15 protein-coding genes are annotated in these 16,167 nt (G+C 71.8%); 7 read left to right on the forward strand and 8 right to left on the reverse strand.

The annotated features are described in order from the left end of the window. Nucleotides 1-40: 40 nt before the first annotated feature. Nucleotides 41-2,314: a DUF4153 domain-containing protein gene (locus M1P99_RS18080; RefSeq protein ID WP_304453778.1), complete on the reverse strand. Its 2,274-nt coding sequence runs from the start codon at nucleotides 2,312-2,314 to the stop codon at nucleotides 41-43. Between the two features lie 158 nt (nucleotides 2,315-2,472). Between M1P99_RS18080 and M1P99_RS18085 the strand changes: the two genes are divergently transcribed. Next, nucleotides 2,473-2,664 carry a ferredoxin gene (locus M1P99_RS18085; RefSeq protein WP_304453779.1) on the forward strand — a complete coding sequence of 64 codons (192 nt, stop codon included), beginning with the start codon at nucleotides 2,473-2,475 and terminating at the stop codon, nucleotides 2,662-2,664. Here M1P99_RS18085 and M1P99_RS18090 read toward each other — a convergent pair. After that, entirely contained in the window at nucleotides 2,648-3,916 is a 1,269-nt protein-coding gene (locus tag M1P99_RS18090; protein ID WP_304453780.1) for an NAD(P)/FAD-dependent oxidoreductase, read from the reverse strand. The two genes, M1P99_RS18085 and M1P99_RS18090, sit on opposite strands and share 17 nt — an antisense overlap. A gap of 72 nt (nucleotides 3,917-3,988) precedes the next feature. Continuing rightward, a complete protein-coding gene (locus tag M1P99_RS18095) occupies nucleotides 3,989-4,951 on the reverse strand; it encodes an asparaginase (RefSeq protein WP_304453781.1) in 963 nt (320 codons plus the stop codon). 194 nt (nucleotides 4,952-5,145) lie between these two features. Here M1P99_RS18095 and M1P99_RS18100 point away from each other — a divergent pair, with 194 nt between their 5' ends. Beyond that, on the forward strand, nucleotides 5,146-6,048 hold the full coding sequence (locus M1P99_RS18100; protein ID WP_304453782.1) for a PolC-type DNA polymerase III: 903 nt from the start codon (nucleotides 5,146-5,148) through the stop codon (nucleotides 6,046-6,048). 145 nt (nucleotides 6,049-6,193) lie between these two features. Here M1P99_RS18100 and M1P99_RS18105 read toward each other — a convergent pair whose 3' ends face one another. The 3 genes from M1P99_RS18105 to M1P99_RS18115 all read right to left on the reverse strand — a co-directional run bounded on the left by M1P99_RS18105 (nucleotide 6,194) and on the right by M1P99_RS18115 (nucleotide 8,055). Next, a complete protein-coding gene (locus M1P99_RS18105; protein ID WP_304453783.1) occupies nucleotides 6,194-6,445 on the reverse strand; it encodes a hypothetical protein in 252 nt (83 codons plus the stop codon). A gap of 136 nt (nucleotides 6,446-6,581) precedes the next feature. After that, entirely contained in the window at nucleotides 6,582-7,232 is a 651-nt protein-coding gene (locus tag M1P99_RS18110) for a TetR/AcrR family transcriptional regulator (RefSeq protein ID WP_304453784.1), read from the reverse strand. A 154-nt stretch (nucleotides 7,233-7,386) separates the two neighbouring features. Further along, entirely contained in the window at nucleotides 7,387-8,055 is a 669-nt protein-coding gene (locus M1P99_RS18115; protein WP_304453785.1) for a heme oxygenase (biliverdin-producing), read from the reverse strand. Nucleotides 8,056-8,629: 574 nt separating this feature from the next. Between M1P99_RS18115 and M1P99_RS18120 the strand changes: the two genes are divergently transcribed. The 5 genes from M1P99_RS18120 to M1P99_RS18140 all read left to right on the forward strand — a co-directional run bounded on the left by M1P99_RS18120 (nucleotide 8,630) and on the right by M1P99_RS18140 (nucleotide 14,032). Beyond that, on the forward strand, nucleotides 8,630-9,823 hold the full coding sequence (locus tag M1P99_RS18120; protein WP_304455743.1) for a PP2C family protein-serine/threonine phosphatase: 1,194 nt from the start codon (nucleotides 8,630-8,632) through the stop codon (nucleotides 9,821-9,823). Nucleotides 9,824-9,846: 23 nt separating this feature from the next. After that, nucleotides 9,847-11,838, forward strand: a complete 1,992-nt coding sequence (locus M1P99_RS18125; protein ID WP_304453786.1) for an ATP-binding protein — start codon at nucleotides 9,847-9,849, stop codon at nucleotides 11,836-11,838. A gap of 8 nt (nucleotides 11,839-11,846) precedes the next feature. Next, nucleotides 11,847-12,281: a response regulator gene (locus M1P99_RS18130; RefSeq protein ID WP_053615061.1), complete on the forward strand. Its 435-nt coding sequence runs from the start codon at nucleotides 11,847-11,849 to the stop codon at nucleotides 12,279-12,281. Between the two features lie 279 nt (nucleotides 12,282-12,560). Beyond that, nucleotides 12,561-13,088 carry a low molecular weight protein-tyrosine-phosphatase gene (locus tag M1P99_RS18135; RefSeq protein WP_304453787.1) on the forward strand — a complete coding sequence of 176 codons (528 nt, stop codon included), beginning with the start codon at nucleotides 12,561-12,563 and terminating at the stop codon, nucleotides 13,086-13,088. 14 nt (nucleotides 13,089-13,102) lie between these two features. Continuing rightward, the gene (locus M1P99_RS18140; RefSeq protein ID WP_304453788.1) at nucleotides 13,103-14,032 is read left to right on the forward strand and encodes a fructosamine kinase family protein; all 930 of its coding nucleotides are present in this window, start codon (nucleotides 13,103-13,105) and stop codon (nucleotides 14,030-14,032) included. A gap of 17 nt (nucleotides 14,033-14,049) precedes the next feature. On the opposite strand, the gene M1P99_RS18145 is transcribed toward M1P99_RS18140, so the two are convergent. Both M1P99_RS18145 and M1P99_RS18150 read right to left on the reverse strand, forming a co-directional pair. Then, nucleotides 14,050-15,015 carry a carbohydrate ABC transporter permease gene (locus tag M1P99_RS18145; protein WP_304453789.1) on the reverse strand — a complete coding sequence of 322 codons (966 nt, stop codon included), beginning with the start codon at nucleotides 15,013-15,015 and terminating at the stop codon, nucleotides 14,050-14,052. After that, complete coding sequence (locus M1P99_RS18150; protein WP_304453790.1) at nucleotides 15,012-15,989, reverse strand: carbohydrate ABC transporter permease; 978 nt, start codon at nucleotides 15,987-15,989, stop codon at nucleotides 15,012-15,014. The genes M1P99_RS18145 and M1P99_RS18150 overlap by 4 nt, the downstream gene beginning before the upstream one ends. Nucleotides 15,990-16,167: the final 178 nt, after the last annotated feature.

Genomic DNA, 16,167 nt, shown 5'->3' on the forward strand with positions numbered 1-16,167 from the left:
GGCGCGCCGCGGCGCGCCCCCGGGCGGTGTTGCGGCGGTGTCACCACTCGACGTAGTCGCGGACACCGCAGTCGAGGCCGCTGACGTCGTTGAACAGGCCCAGTTCGGCGAGCTGTTGCCGCCCCTGGACCCGGGAGAGGTTCCAGGCGGCCACTCCGCGGCCGTCGGGGTCCTCCAACCGGTCGCGCAGCCCCACCAGGGCGCAGTCGCGTTCGTGCTCGGGCAGTCCCATCAGTCCGGGGACCGCGTCGGCGGACAGGTCGCTCAGGTACCAGGTGTCCACGGCGGCCAGGTCGAGGTCGTGGTGGCTCTCCGCGATGCGCAGGTCGGGATTGGCGTAGGCGAACACGGCCAGTGCCACAGCGCCGAAGGCGACGGTCACCCGGGGCAGCCAGGCGGCCGAGCGCCCCAGGGTGTTGCAGATCCCGGCGACGATGACCAGGCCGAACACGCCCGCGCTCCACAGGATCCACGCCTCGGCGCTGACACGCAGGCGGGTCAGGCCGAAGGTGTCGATGTAGAGCTGCAGCCGCATCATCGCGGAGGCGAGGATGACCAGGGTGAGTACGCACAGCAGCCCCAGCAGGGCGTTGCGCAGGGTCCGCGTCGAGGCGATCCGCGAGGGCAGCAGCCGGACCGCGACCGCGATGACGCCCAGGACCAGCACGCTCACCACCACGAGCTGGAAGAAGCCCTGTCGCGCGTACTCGGCGTAGATGACTCCGGAGACCCGCTGAACGTAGTCGTCCCCGCCGAACATCACCGCGGCCTGTACACCGACGAAGGCGACGAACAGGGCGATCAGGGCGGTGAGGGGGACGGTCCAGACCCACACCGGCCAGAGCGGGTCGGGGGCGGGTGCGGCCGGGCGGGGCCGCGGACGGCGGTGGTGACGGCGGGCGGTCAGGACGGCCGCGCCGGTGAGGAGGATGGTCACGAGCATGCCGACCAGGCGCAGGAGGCCCGAGCCCGTTCCGACGGAGGTGAACATCTGCCCGAGATAGGCGGCGAACACGGGGTCGGCCAGGGCGAACAGCAGCCCGAAGACCAGCAGGAGGCCGACGGTGACCATCGAGGTGAGGACGATCGGCAGGGCGAGCCCGGAGGTGCGCTTCGTCTTCATGGGGCTGAGCAGGAACCGCGGAGTGGCGGGCAGGTTGCGGAGCAGTGCGAAGGCGCCGGTCGCCACGCCGACGGCGCTCTGCCGTGCGGCGGGGTTGCGGGTGGCGAACGCCATCGAGGCGAGGAGGAAGGCGCCCGTGAGCGTCCACACGAGGACCCAGCCCGCGTCCCGCAGGGCCGCGGTGGCCAGCAGGACGGTCGCCAGGACGCCGAAGAGCGCCGACCAGGTGTAGGCGTACCGGTCGGGCCGCGCGGGCGCGGCGGGCGTCGGATCGTACGGGGGCCGGTGTCCAGGACCGGTGGAGGCCCACTGGGCGTGGTCGGGGTGGAACCGGTCGGCGTTGACCGGGTGGGCGTGCTCAGGGCGCGCGTAGCCGGGGTGGGCGTAGCCGGTGTGCGCCGGGCCCGTCCACCCGGGGTGCTGCGGGTGGGCCGGCCCGCCGTAGCCGTGCCAGGCGGGTGCGGCGAGGCCCGGGTGGCTGCGGTCGGGGTGGCCGGGGCCCTGTGGGGTGGACGCGGCGTACTGCGGCGCGGGCTGCGGGCCGCTCCACGACGGTCCTGAGGCCTCGGGGCCCGCGGCGGCTCCGTGGTCCTCGGGGCGGGTGTCGTCGGCCGGTGCGTCGTCCTCGGTGGCGCCCTCGTCCTCCGGGGAGGCGTCGTCGGTCTCGGACGTGCCGGGAGTCCCGCCCCGTTCTTCGGGCTCATCCGGCTCACCCGGCTCACCCGGCTCATCCGGCTCACCCGGCTCATCCGGCCCTGCCGAGCCGACCGTCTCGCCCGGTTCCTCCGGCGCCTCGGCAGCGGGCACCCCGCCCGGATCACCGACGCCAGGGACCCCGTCCTCGAAGGCCTCCGGCGCGACACCGCTCTCCGGGATGGCCGGGCGCACCATGAGGGCGGCCAGGGCGGTCAGGCCCGCGACCATACCGGTGATCACCAGGCCGAGCCCGGGACGGTTCAGCGTCGCCAGGAACGCCGCCACCACGCCGACGCCCACCACCGCCATCGGGAGCCACACGGGGGCGTGGGGGAGGGGCACTCTCGGTGGCCGGGGCCGGTCGTAGGGCGCGGGTGGCCCGGCCCACCCAGGGTGGATCGGGCGCCCGTAGGCGTCGTATCCCGTCCCGTCGTGGGGTCTGGCGTACCCCTGTCCGGGGTCCTGCCGTCCTGTGCTGTCGTCAGTAGCGGTCACGTGGTCCTCTCCTCGGACGGCGGCCGCCCGCCGTCGTCTACTGCAGTTAAGACCGGAACCGGCCGCAATCGGTTCACAGAACGCCGGTGCCGTTCGTCGCGGGCCCTGGCGCGCTAGGGTCGAACGGCCGACAGAGTCCGCGCGAGGAGTGGAGAACCATGCGAGTCAAGGTCGACTTCGACGAGTGCGAGAGCAACGCCCTGTGCATGGGGGTCGCGCCCGAGGTCTTCGAGGTCCGTGACGACGACTTCCTCTACCTGCTGACCGAGGAACCCCCGGCCGAGCTGCACGAGCGGGTACGCGAGGCGGAGCGGCTCTGCCCCAAGCGCGCCATCACCGTGCGGGACTGACGCCCGCCGCTTCCAGCGCCTCGTCCCATGTCGTGGGCTTCTCCAACAGCCCCCGGTAGCGCATGGTGCGGGGCGTGGACCGCAGCCCCAGCACGCCCGTGAGCATGCCGCCGCGACCCAGGAAGGCCACGAACTTTCGGTCCTCCGGTGCACCGTGCACGAAGGCGACCTCATCGGCCGGGGCACCCTGTCCCAGCAGCTGGATCTTCTTCTTGTATTGGTCCGACCAGAAGTAGGGCACCGGGGTGAAGGGCACGCGCCCCTGCCCGGCGAGCAGGTTGTGCGCGGCCGCCGTGCCCTGCTCGCTCGCGTTGGTCCAGTGCTCCAGCCGGATCCGCCCGCCGAAGCGCGGGTGCGGCCAGTTCGCGAGGTCGCCGACCGCGTACACGCCGGGCACGGAGGTCTCCGAGTGCTCATCGCAGCGCACGGCGCCGTCGCCCAGCAGTTCGACCCCGGACCCGCGCAACCACTCGGTGTTCAGCCGCACGCCCAGGCCCGCCACCACCAGCGACGCCTCGATCGCGGTGCCGTCGGCCAACCGGACCCGCTCCACCCGGTCGCCGCCCTCGAAACCGGCCACGCCGACGCCCAGGCGCACGTCCACGCCGTTCTCCCGGTGCAGTTCGGTGAACACACCGCCGATCCGGGGGTCGATCGCCCGCGTCAGCGGGGTCGGCGCGGCTTCGATCAGCGTGACGTCCATGCCCACCGCGCGGGCGCTCGCGGCCACCTCCGCGCCGACGAACCCGGCTCCGACCACCACCACGTGGCCCGAGGAGTCGAACTCCGCTCGTACCGCCTCGGCGTCGTCGAGCGTGCGCAGCACGTGCACGCCCGCGAGGCCGGTGTCGGGGCGCCGCGCACGGGCGCCGGTCGCGATGATCAGCCCGTCGTAGCGCAGGGGCGCCGTACGGCCGTCGGGCCCGGTGACGGCCACCTCGCGGGCGGCGGGGTCCAGGCCCACGGCCCGCGTGCCCGGCCGGAAGTCCAGCTCCAGGCCGGCCACCTCCGCGTCGTCGAGCAGGCGGAGCGAGCGGTGGCCCACCAGCCAGCCGGGATCGCCGCCGGAGGGCTCCATGCCGATCCCGGTGAGGACCTCTTTGGACAGCGGCGGTCGTGAGTAGGGCGCGTGCGGTTCCGCTCCGACGAGCGTCACCCGCCCCTCGAACCCCTTCCGGCGCAGCGCCTCGGCCGCGTGCAGACCGGCCATGCCGGCACCGGCGATCACGACGTCCTTCAGGGTGGACGGCACCGTGCACTCCCTTCGCTCGTGGATTCGGGGATGGGCCCGGACCCGGATCTCGGGTCGTTCCCCGTGGGCTCCCTAGACCGGCCGGACCTCGCCCACGGGGGCGCCACCGCCGAGGACGTCGACGCGCAGCCGGTCCTGGACGGGGGACACGTCCACTCCGAGGGTCCGCAAAGCGTCGAGCGCGACCAGCGTACGCGCCCGCTCCTGGGCGTCGCCATCGCTGATCTTGACCGCGACGGTCTCGCCGGTGGCGGCGCCGAGCAGCAGGACGCCGTCCGCGCCGATCTTGGAGACCAGGCCCGGCATCCGGGTCATCAGTTCGGTGTCGGTCCGGTCGGTACCCGACACGTACTCGGGGTGCGAGCTCATGGCGTCGACGACGGCGCGCTCGTGGCCGCCGGGGGGCGCCGTGCGCATCCGCCACAGCCCGCGCGCCAGCCCGGCCAGGGAGACGGCCAGCTGGGGTGCTCCGCAGCCGTCCACGGCGGTGTGCGCGACCGGTTCCTCGCACACGTCCTCGATCGTCTCGCGGACGAGCACCTGGAGGGGGTGGGCGGGATCGAGGTAGTCCTCGGTGCTCCAGCCGCGGTGCGCACAGGCCGCCAGCATGCCGGCGTGCTTGCCGGAGCAGTTCATCAGCAGGCGCTCGGGCTCGCGCCCCGCACGGAGGAAGGCCAGCCTCGCGTCCTTGCCGCCGGGGACGTCGGCCGGGCACCGCAGGGCGTCGGGGGTGAGCCCGGCGGCGGCGAGGATGCGCTCGGCCTGGGCGGCGTGGATGTCCTCGCCGCCGTGGCTGCCCGCGGCGATCGCCAGGGACGGGCCCTCCAGGGGAGCGCCGGCGCGGAGCATGGCCAGCGCCTGGAAGGGCTTGGCCGCCGAGCGCGGGAACATCGGCTGGTGGACGGGGCCGCGCGCGTGGGTGATGCGGCCGGACGCGGACAGGCCGACGACCGCCCCGTAGTGGACGCTCTCGCGCATCCCCGACCGGATGACCTCCGCCAGGGGGACGTACTCGGGAAGGGCGGTCTGGGTCATGCGGGCTCTCCTCGCCGTTGAGGTCGTTCTGTGCGGGGGTGTCCGTTGAGGGGCGGACACGCGTAAGAACGTTACATAACGACCTGTTCTTCCGGGCGGGAGCCGTGTCGGGAACGGGGAGTAGGGTCGATGCGGACGCCCGGCAGGCGCTGGATGCGCTGGTGGGACGGATGAGACGGGAAGTAGGACACACGATGGGAACGCTGCGGATGGGCGCGCTGACCCGACGCCGGGTCGGCATGCGGGCGGCGGACCTGGAGTACGCGGTGCTCGACACCGAGACCACGGGCCTGGAACCGCGCACGGGGGCCCGGATCGTCGAGGTCGCCGTCGTGCGGGTGCGCGGCGACGGGAAGGTGGTCGAGGAGTTCAGCACGCTCGTCGATCCGCGTGCCGAGGTCCGGGGACAGGAGTTCCACGGCATCGGGGACAGCGACACGGTGGGTGCGCCGACGGTGGCGCAGTTGGCGCCGCGCCTGGCGCGACTGCTGTCCGGAGCCGTCGTGGTCAGCCACAACCTGGACTTCGAGCAGCGCTTCCTGGCCGCGGAACTGGTGCCGGCCGGGCTGCCCGCGGGTCAGTCCGGACTGTGCACGCTTCGGGCGCTGCGTTCGCAGCTCAGCCTGGACCGCTACTCGCTGCCGAAGGCGTCCTACCAGCTGAGCGGGGACTGGCCGACCGGCCAGCACACCGCGCTGGGCGACGCGCGGGCCTGCGCGAAGCTGCTCGTGGAGATGATCGCCAACGCCCCGGGCGAGCTGCGCTACGCCGGGCCCGCGCCGCGGCTGCTACCGATCCCCTCCGATCCGGCGGCCGGGCCCACACGCTGGAAGCCGCGCACGGCGCCGCCGCCCGGCGGGCTCGAACCGCTGCGCGCGTGGCGTGCCCGCTGGCGCGCGCTGGAACTCGACCCCTTGCTGTGCGGTGGCTCGTTCGGCACCACCGACCGGGCGATCGCGGAGCTGGCCGCCCAGCGGGACACGCGCCTGCGCGAGCGTGTGGCGACCGCCGCCGCGGTGACGGGCGGCATCGCCGCCACGGTCGCGGGCGGCCTCCTCGCGAGGCTCGGCAAAAACTGGGCCGTAGGCCTCCGTTGAGGGCGGTAGCCCGGCCCGGCGCGAAGCGCCCCTCTGGGCGTTGGCGGGTGGCGGGTGGGATGGGCCGTAGGCCTCCGTTGAGGGCGGTGGCCCGGCTCGGCGCGTAGCGCCCCTCGGGTGGGCCGCCGCCTGCGTGCCCGAGGGCTCAGAGGCCCGACAGGGTGAGGAAGAACGCCACGATCAGTGCGCTGCCCCCGACCGTGGTGAGCAGGGCCCGGCCCTGTTCGGTCAGCCGCGCGGAGGCCCAGTGAAGGCGGGGAGGCACGGCCGTGCGCCGCGCGGTCGCGACCCCCGGGCCGCGTGGGGCGGGGAGTCGGCCCGGGACGTACCGGGGCACCTTGTTGAACAGGGCGGTCGACACCAGTGCGGCGCCGACGACGATCAGCACGAGGGACACGTCGGGGAGGACCTCACGGTTCGAGGGGGCGGAAGGGGCTGCCCGATTCTCGCCGACATCGCCGCGCTGTATCGAGTCGGTCTCGCTTCGCGTACGTAAGGGCGCCCGTTACGGACGCGCCCTTATCGCGCAGAGCTTATGATGCGCCACCGTACGTGGTGGAGGGGGGAAGGACCGTGTCGACGGTTTCGGTCGCCACGCCGAGCGCCCGCAGCACGAATCTCGTCACCAGGGCGTGGGTGCCGTCGAGGTCGACGTCGCCGTTGACGAGCGGGATGCGCTGGGAGCCCACCATCGACAGTGTGAGCCCGGCGGTGGCCTCGGCCGGCAGCGGGTCGAACTCCCCGGCGGCGGTGCCGTCCTCCAGGATCTCGGTGAGCAGTCTCTGCATCGGCGCCACGTGGGCGGCGAGCGCCTGGTAGGCGTCCGGCCCGAGGCTGGCGCCGAGTTCGGCCGCCGGTGGGTGGGGATGCGCGACGATGCCCTCCAGCTGGAGGCGGAGGAAGGCCGAGAGCCGCCGAGCCGCCGACACCCCCGAGGGGAGCTCCCGCCGGTACCGCTCGACGAAGGCCGTGTTGACCTGTTCGGTGAAGGCCAGGAGCAGTGCCGGCTTGTCGGGGAAGTAGTTGTACAGCGCGGTGCGTGTGATGCCCGCGGCGTTGGCCACGTCGGTCATGGAGACACGGTCGATCCCCTGCGACCTGATCAGCTCGTCGACAGCCTCCATGATGCGCTCCCGCGTCTGGGCGCGGTGCGCGGCGATGGTGGGGGCCGTGATCTTGGGCATGCTCCTATGGTGTCACGACCGACACCCCTGGCGGCCCGCACGGACCGTCCCTCCGCGGGGCGCCAGGGGGCCGGAACCCGGGTGTCCGGCTCGGGCCCGTCCGGCAGAGCGTCCACCGCTTCGCGTTCCGGGTGCCCGGCCGGACGGTGCCGAGTCAGCAGTAGGCGCGTCCGAGGTCGGCGAGTACCTCGGTGTTGAGCTGGTAGGCCAGCCGGGTCTCGTCGATGAGCCGCTGGGCGGTGGACTCGTCCAGCTCCAGGGCGTCGAGGCGGGCGCGGTACCCGGCACGGAACTTCGGCAGGCTGCCGAGTCGGTCGAAGACGTAGAAGGAGACCCCGTGGTCGTCGCTGAGCCCATGGGCCTCGGCGACGACGCGGCGGATGAACTGGCCGCCGGAGACGTCGCCCATGTAGCGCGTGTAGTGGTGGGCGACGAACCCCTCGGGGTGGTCGGCCATCTGCTCGATGCGCGCCACGTAGGTACGGGTGGCGAGGCTGGGGGAGATCCGGTCGCGCCAGGTGGGGCCCAGCAGGTGCTCCAGGTCGCGGACCAGCGCGGGCACGCGCAGCAGTTCGGGGTAGACGAACCGGCCGGCCACCGGGTGGTCGGCCAGGCGGGAGCCCAGGTCCTCCAGGGCGGCGTAGGCGAAGTAGTGCTGGGCGACCATGGCGGTGTACCCGTCGAGGGAGAGGGTGCCGTCCAGGAGGGCCCGGGTGAAGCCGTGGTGCTCGGCGGTCTCGTGGTCGCCCCAGGTGGCGGCCTTGAGGCGCTCGGAGAACAGCTCGGGGGAAAGGGAGAGGGAGGCCTCGGCCGTCGCGCTCATCTGCGCTGTCCGCCTTCCATTCGTGACATTTTCTGACATGATGTCATTTAGAGAGTCATTGCTGTCAAGGCTTTTACGACATCATGTCAGAAAAAAGTGGAACGCGGTCTTCGCTCGACTACGAGTGGTGACGGGTTCCGGTCGGCGCGAGCCGCCGGTTGCGACGCGCCCGTGCCTCGCGTCACATGCTGCACATGCTCCTGCATGCGCAAATGCCCGATCTGTCTGGTTCGTGGAATGACCACCGTGCCGTGGCCGTTGGGACCGGACGGGCGCTCTCCCGCGCGCGAAGGGGTAGCGGTTCCGTCCGCCATCGTTGGATGTGTCTCGTTACGCCCGCTGGTCAACAGGTCTTCCGGGCGATTATCGTTTGCATGTCGTGCGGTCCGAACCGCCGGGAAGGCCCCAGGAGTCCACCTGGGCTCCGCGGCGGGGCAAACGCACCTGACGGACGGCAGACCAAAGGCGATGAGTGGATAACAGGCGAACGGGGCACGAGCCCGTGTCGGTGATCAGTGGGGAGACGGCGGCCGCCGTCCCCGTCAGCGGGCACGCCGGACACCGGTCGACGACCCTGGGTGACCACACCGCGCCGGACGATCGAGTGGAGGCTCCCGTCGAATCGGTTGACGTCCTGCTGGTCGAAGACGACCCCGGTGACGCCTTCCTCGCAGAGGAACTGCTCGCCGACACCGTCCTCGCCACGCGTATCACCTGGGTTCCCACACTCCAAGCGGCCCGGGACCATCTCAAGGGATTCCGCGGCTGCGTCCTGCTCGACCTCAACCTGCCCGACGCCCACGGCCTGGACCTGTTGCGCGAGGTGCTGGAAAGCGCTCCCCTGGCCGCCGTCGTGGTCTTCACCGGCCTGGACGACGAGCACGAGGGGATCGCCGCCGTCTCCGCCGGAGCCCAGGACTACCTCGTCAAGGGCCAGGTCGACGGCTCCCTGCTGGGCCGCAGCATCCGCTACTCCCTGGAGCGGCGGCGCGCCGACGAGAACGCCCGCCAGCTCCACGAGGCACGGATCCACGCCCGCGAGAACATGCGCCTGGAGCGCGGGCTGCTGCCCCAGGTCCTCCTCCAGCGCTCTCCGCTGAGCCACCGCGCCTACTACCGTCCCGGCCGGGAGCGCGCCGTGGTCGGTGGCGACTTCTACGACGCCGTCGAGAAGAACGGCACCACGCACGTCATCATCGGCGACGTCAGCGGGCACGGGCCCGACGAGGCCGCCCTGGGCGTGAGCCTGCGTATCGCCTGGCGCGCGTTCATCATGGCCGGCGTCGCCGAGGACGAGGTCCTGCCCAACCTCGAGGACATCCTCGTCAGTGAACGCGCCCAGGAGGAGATGTACGCGACGCTGTGCATGGCCAGCCTGGACACCGGCACCGACCGCGTCCGCACCCGGGTCCTGGGCCACCCCCCGCCCATGATCGTGCAGGACGGCGTCGTCGAGGAGGTCCCGGCCACCCCGCAGCCCCCGCTGGGCGTCTTCCCGGTCGAGCAGTCCGACACCGACGAGGTCGTCCTCCCCCGGGGCGCCAGCATGCTCTTCTACACCGACGGCCTCGTCGACGCCTACGACGGCGGACCGCCCGCACGGTTGGAGGTCGCCGGGCTGCGCCGCATGGTCTCGGGCATCCTGGACCAGGGCGTGTCCCTGTCGAGGCTGCCCGAGCACCTCGTGGACGAGGCCGAGCGCAGCAACGGCGGACCGCTGCAGGACGACGTCGCCATGCTGCTCATCACGCACGGGGATCCGGAGTGAGACATACGGGGGAGGGGACGACCATGGAGCCCGACAGCGGAGAGTCCGGGCGGCCGTCCCCGGACACCGGTGTGCCCGGCACCGGCACCGCCCGGGCCGCCGGGGCGCCCCCCGGGGGCGACGCCTTCGTCAACGGCGGATCCCTCCAGCGGCGCGTCCGTGCCGGGCACGAGTCGTGGACCCTGCGCCGCCGCGTCACCAGCCTGCTGACCGTGGTCGCGGTCGTCCTCGTGGTGGCGGTCTCGGTCATCACCCTCGCCGCGCTCAACGCCCGCGACTCCCTGGAACTCCAGGTCGAGTCGCTCACGCCGGCGGTCTCCGCCGTGGAACAGACCCGGTCGGCCTACCTCAGCCAGGACCACGCCCTGCGCGGCTACATCCTCACCGAGGACCGCGACTTCCTGCAGCCCTTCGTCGAGGCCCGGCTGCAGCTCACCGAGAGCCGCGCCGAGCTCACCGCGCTCGCCGAGTCCAACCCCGAGGTGGCCGACAGCATCGACGAGCTGCTCACCGCCGGGACCGTGTGGACCGAGGACTTCGCCGAGCCGGCACTGGAGAAGGTGAACGCCGGCGAGACACCCACCCAGGAGGAGCTCCAGCGCGGCCGGGTGCTGTTCCTGGAGCTGAACCGGGTCAGCGACAGCGCCGCGGCGCAGCTGCAGTCGGAGATCGACGACGCCCGCAGCGGCCTGACCATGGCCACCCAGCAGGTCGTCGCGCTCCTGGTGCTGGTGGGCCTGGTCGTGGTGTTCCTGTCGGTGTTCCTGTGGGTGATGCTCCAACAGTGGGTGCTGCGCCCCCTGGAGGAGCTCGCCGGGCACATGCGCCAGGTGTCGGAGGGCTACTACGCCCACCGCATCTCCCTGCACGGGCCGCCCGAGATCGTCCGCCTGGGCCAGGACGTCGACTCCATGCGCGAACGGATCGTGCACGACCTCGACGAGGTCGCCTCCGCGCGGCGCAAGCTCCAGGAGCAGTCCTCGCTGCTGGAACACCAGACCGAGGAACTGCGCCGGTCCAATCTGGAGCTGGAGCAGTTCGCCTACGTCGCCTCGCACGACCTCCAGGAGCCGCTGCGCAAGGTGGCGAGCTTCTGCCAGCTGCTCCAGCGGCGCTACCAGGGGCAGCTCGACGAGCGCGCCGACGCCTACATCGACTTCGCGGTCGAGGGCGCCAAGCGCATGCAGACGCTCATCAACGACCTGCTCGCCTTCTCCCGGGTCGGGCGCACCAAGAACTTCGCGCCTGTGGACCTGGACGTCGCCCTCGGCGACGCCCTGAGCAGCCTGTCCACCCGCCTGGAGGAGGCGGGGGCGGAGGTGACCGGCGACCCCCTGCCCACGATCCAGGGCGACCGGACCCTGCTCACCCAGGTGTTCTTCAACCTGGTCGGCAACGCCGTGAAGTTCCGCGGGGAGGAGGACCCGAGGGTCCACATCAGCGTGGAGCGCCAGGGCGACGAGTGGGTGTTCTGCTGCGCGGACAACGGGATCGGGATCGAACCGCAGTACGCGGAGCGCATCTTCGTGATCTTCCAGCGGTTGCATACGCGGGAGAAGTACACCGGGACCGGCATCGGCCTGGCGATGTGCAAGAAGATCATCGAGTTCCACGGCGGACGGATCTGGCTGGACACCGGACCGGAGCGGGACGAACAGACCGGAACCACGGTCGCGACGCGCTCCGGACCGACCGGAACCCGCATATGCTGGGCTCTGCCCGCCGACACCGAGTCGGAAGACGGTCCCGAGGGGGAAGCGGCCAAGGGAACCGCCGAGCCCGAGGACGGCGTTAACTCCGACAGTGGAGTCGAGGGTACCGAGCAGGCCGGATCCGCCCCCGCGGAGTCGGCCTCCACGGCCGAACAACGGTCCGCTGGTACGCACGTACCGGGAGGAGACGGCGACGCGCCGGACGAGGAGTCCGGTGGGACGCCCTCCGCCCGGACCGCGTACGGCGGCGGTACGGTTCCCCCCGGTCACGGGTGGGGCCCTGACAGGGGTCTGGACGTTTGAGCGAGGTCATGTTGGTGCATCCCATCGAGGTGCTGCTGGTCGAGGACGATCCTGGCGACGTCCTGATGACCAAGGAGGCGTTCGAGGAACACAAGCTGGGCAACCGGCTGCACGTGGTGTCCGACGGCGTCGAGGCCCTCCGTTTCCTGCGCCGCGAGGACGAGTTCGCCGACGCCCCCCGCCCCCACCTGATCCTGCTGGACCTCAACCTGCCCCGCAAGGACGGCCGTGAGGTGCTGGAGGAGGTCAAGGCCGACGACGACCTGGCACACATCCCCATCGTCGTCCTGACGACCTCCGAGGCCGAAGAGGACGTACTGCGCAGCTACCGGCTGCACGCCAACGCCTACGTGCCCAAACCGGTCGACTTCGACCAGTTCATCAGGGTCGTGCGGCAGATCGACGACTTCTTCGTGACGGTGGTACGGCTGCCCAAGGGCTAGTGCTCGGGGCGCTTGATGCCGGGTCCTTCGTCGTCGACTCGCCTGGCTCGCAAGCTCGCTGGCGGCAACGTCTCCTCCTGCGGGCCCCGGCGCGCCCCTTCGCCGTGCTTGCTTTGGGCCTCCGCTCGTTCCTCACGTTCCGACCCCGCGGGGTGAGGGCTCTGCGTGCCCCCTGCACCCCTGAACCCTCTGGGTCGTGGCGGGCCGCGGGACGGGCAGGGCGCGAACTCGCGGCTTCGAAGCAGGTGGCGGGCGCGGTTTTTCGTTACGGTAAGAGGTATGAGCTTGCCGGAACCGCGTGATCCCACAGGTCCCTACCGCGTCAGCGTCGTGTGCCTGGGAAACATCTGCCGTTCGCCGATGGCAGCGAAGGTCCTCACCGCCGATCTCGAACGGGCGGGCGTGGGCGATCTGGTGGAGGTGGACAGTTCCGGGACCGGTGACTGGCACGTGGGCGGGGGCATGGACCCCCGTGCGGCCTCGACGCTGCGCGTCCACGGCTACCTCACCGAGCACACCGCGCGCCAGTTCGAACCGACCGACCTGGCCGACCGCGACCTGGTCCTGGTCATGGACCTGGACAACTTCGACGTCGTGCGGCGGGTGGTCGACGAGCGGGGCGAGGAGTTCGGCTTCGAGATCTCCCGTCTGCGCCTCTTCCTCTCCTTCGCGCCCGCCAGCGGCGCCAACCCCGAGGTGCCCGACCCGTACTACGGCGGTGACGACGGCTTCACGGCCGTGCTGAACATGCTGGAGTCCGCCGCCAAGGGGCTGACCGGCGAACTCGTCGCACGGCTGCGCGGGTGAACGGGGACCCGGCGATGCGACCCGTCGGCGGCGGGGACGACGGAGGCGACGGTGCGGGAGAGCGCCGCCGGGACCCGGTCACCGGCACCATGGCCGAACGCCTCACCGCCTTGCTGGGGCGTGAGGTCCGGCGCGCCGCGCGGGCCGGGGGGAGCCACGACTGGGACATCGCCTACGCCGAACTGGCCGACGGCACCCGCCTGTTCGTCAAGGCGCTGCCGCGCGAGGCCGAGCCCAGCGGGGTGTTCACCGCCGAGGCCCGGGGTCTGGAGTGGCTGGGCGAGGCCCCGGACTCCCCGGTGCTGGCACCCCTGGCCTGGGACGAGCGCATCGTGGTCCTGCCGTGGGTGCACGAGTGCGAACCCACCCCGCAGGCCGCCGAACGGCTGGGCCGCCGCCTCGCCCGGACGCACCTGGCCGGAGCGGACGCCTTCGGAGCTCCCTGGCCGGGCTTCATCGGCCCGCTGCCCCTGGACAACACCCCCGCACGGGACTGGCCGCGCTTCTACGCCGAGCAGCGCCTGCGCCCCTACCTGCGCCTGGCGTTGGACAGCGGCGGCCTGACGCCGACCGACGCCCGGATCATCGAGCGGGTGGTCGACGGTGTCGAGGACCTGTCCGGCGCGCCCGAGCCGCCGGCCCGCATCCACGGCGACCTGTGGAGCGGCAACGTGCTGTGGGGGTCGCGGAGCGCGGTCCTGGTCGACCCCGCCGCGCACGGCGGCCACCGGGAGGCCGACCTCGCCATGCTGGCGCTGTTCGGGCTCCCCTACCTCGACCGCGTCCGCGACGCCTACAACGAGGTGGCGCCGCTGGCCGCGGGGTGGCGGTCGCGTGTGGCCCTGCACCAGATGCACCCGCTGCTGGTGCACGTGTGCCTGTTCGGTGCCGCCTACCGCACCACGGCCCTGGAGGCCGCCCGCACCGCTCTACGCGGCGGCTGACGGCCTCCAGGGGGCCGTCAGCCCTTGACGCTGCCCGCCAGCAGGCCGCGCACGAAGTAGCGCTGCAGCAGGAAGAACACCATCAGCGGCACGACCATGGAGACGAAGGCTCCCGCGGTCAGGCGGTGCCAGGCCTCGCCGCGCGTGCCCGCGAGTTCGGCCAGGCGCACCGTCAGGGGTGCCGTCGCGTTGTCGCCCCCGGTGAAGATCAGGGCGACCAGCAGGTCGTTCCACACCCACAGGAACTGGAAGATGCCCAGGGAGACCAGTGCGGGGGTGATGAGCGGGAGCACGATCCTCAGGAAGATCGTGCCGTGCCCGGCACCGTCCACGCGCGCGGCCTCGAACAGCGTGCTCGGCAGCTGCGAGATGAAGTTGTGCAGCAGGAAGATGCCGAGCGGCAGCCCGAAGATCGTGTGCGCCACCCACACGTTGGTGAAGGCCATCGCGCCGTTCAGCTCCCAGGCGGGAAGGATCTGGACCTCGCCGAGGGACACGCCCTGGGAGAAGAAGCTCAGCAGCGGCACGAGCGACATCTGCAGCGGGACGATCTGGAGGGCGAAGATCCCCAGGAAGATCCAGTCCCGGCCGCGGAAGTCGATCCACGACAGCGCGTACGCCGCCAGGGCCGCGATGACGAGTACGAACACCGTGGAGGGCAGCGTGATGACGAACGAGTTCACGAAGTGGGTGGCCAACTGCCCGTCGCTGCTCGACCCGAAGAGCACGTCCCGGTAGTTGTCCAGGGTGACCTCGGGCGAGGCGAAGAACGTCCACCAGCCGGTGGTCCGGATCTGTTCGGCCGGGCGGAACGAGGAGACCAGCAGGCCCGCCGTCGGCACGGTCCACAGCACGGCGATGACGATCGCCGCGATCCCGGCGGGCGAGCCGCTCAACCGCCGCCGGACCCGGGCGGCCGCGCCGCCGTCCGGCTCCCGCGTGCGCGCGGGGGCCTGCGCGGTGGGTGTCGTCGTCGGGGTCATGCGAGCTCCCTCGCCTTGCGCGTACGTCGGATCTGCACGATGACCAGCGGGATCACCAGCACGAAGAGGAACACGGCCAGGGCCGAGCCCTGACCGACCTGGCCCTGCTGGAAGGCCTGGCTGTACATCTCGTTGGCGATGACGCTGGTGCCGTAGTTGCCGCCGGTCATCGTGCGGACGATGTCGAACACCTTCAGGGTCTGCACCGTGATGGTGATGAGGACGACCAGCAGTGTCGGCCACACGGACGGCAGGGTGATCCGTGCGAAGAGCTGCCAGGCCCCCGCGCCGTCGATCCGCGCGGCCTCGATGATCTCGGAGGGGATGGCCTTGATCGCGGCGGACATGACGACCATCGCGAAACCGGCCTGGACCCAGATCAGGACCAGGATGAGCAGGAAGGTGTTGAGCGGCTGGTTGAGCAACCACAGCTGTGGTTCACCGCCCAGCCAGACGACGATCTGGTTGAACAGCCCGTACTGCTCCTGGTCGGCGGGCCGGTAGGCGAACACGAACCGCCAGATGATGCTCGCGCCGACCAACGAGATCGCCATCGGCATGAACACCAGGGACTTGGCGATCGACTCGAAGCGCGACCGGTCGATGAGGATCGCGTAGAGCAGTCCGACGGCGGTGGCCAGCGCCGGGGCGAACACCACCCACAACAGGGTGTTGCGCAGAACCAGGAGGATCTCCGGGCGCTGGAACATCCACAGGTAGTTGGTCAGTCCGACGAACTCGGTGCCCGAGCGGTCGAAGAAGGACAGCATCGTGGTGCGCAGCACCGGGTAGACGACTCCGCCGACCAGCAGGATCAGCGCGGGCGCGAGGAAGAGGGCGGCCTGCCAGCGGTCGCGTCGTGTACGCGGGATGTCGATGACCACGAGCATCAGGCCGATGACGGCGAGGAAGCCCGCGATACCGATGAGCATCCACACGACCTTGGGCAGGTCGTTGAGGAACGAGTACTCCATGGGGAGCCCTTTGTCAGTGCCGTGGAACGGGAATCCGGTGTGAACCGGGCCCCCGTCGGGTCATGGGAATCGGGTGCGGCGTGGACCGTGAGGTGGCGCGCCCTCCGCGACCCCGGGGGGTCGCGGAGGGCGCGCCGGTGTTCTGCGGGGCGACGGGCGTCCGGGGTGGGGACGGTCG

The sequence above is a fragment of the Nocardiopsis sp. YSL2 genome (assembly GCF_030555055.1).
Classification (GTDB): domain Bacteria; phylum Actinomycetota; class Actinomycetes; order Streptosporangiales; family Streptosporangiaceae; genus Nocardiopsis.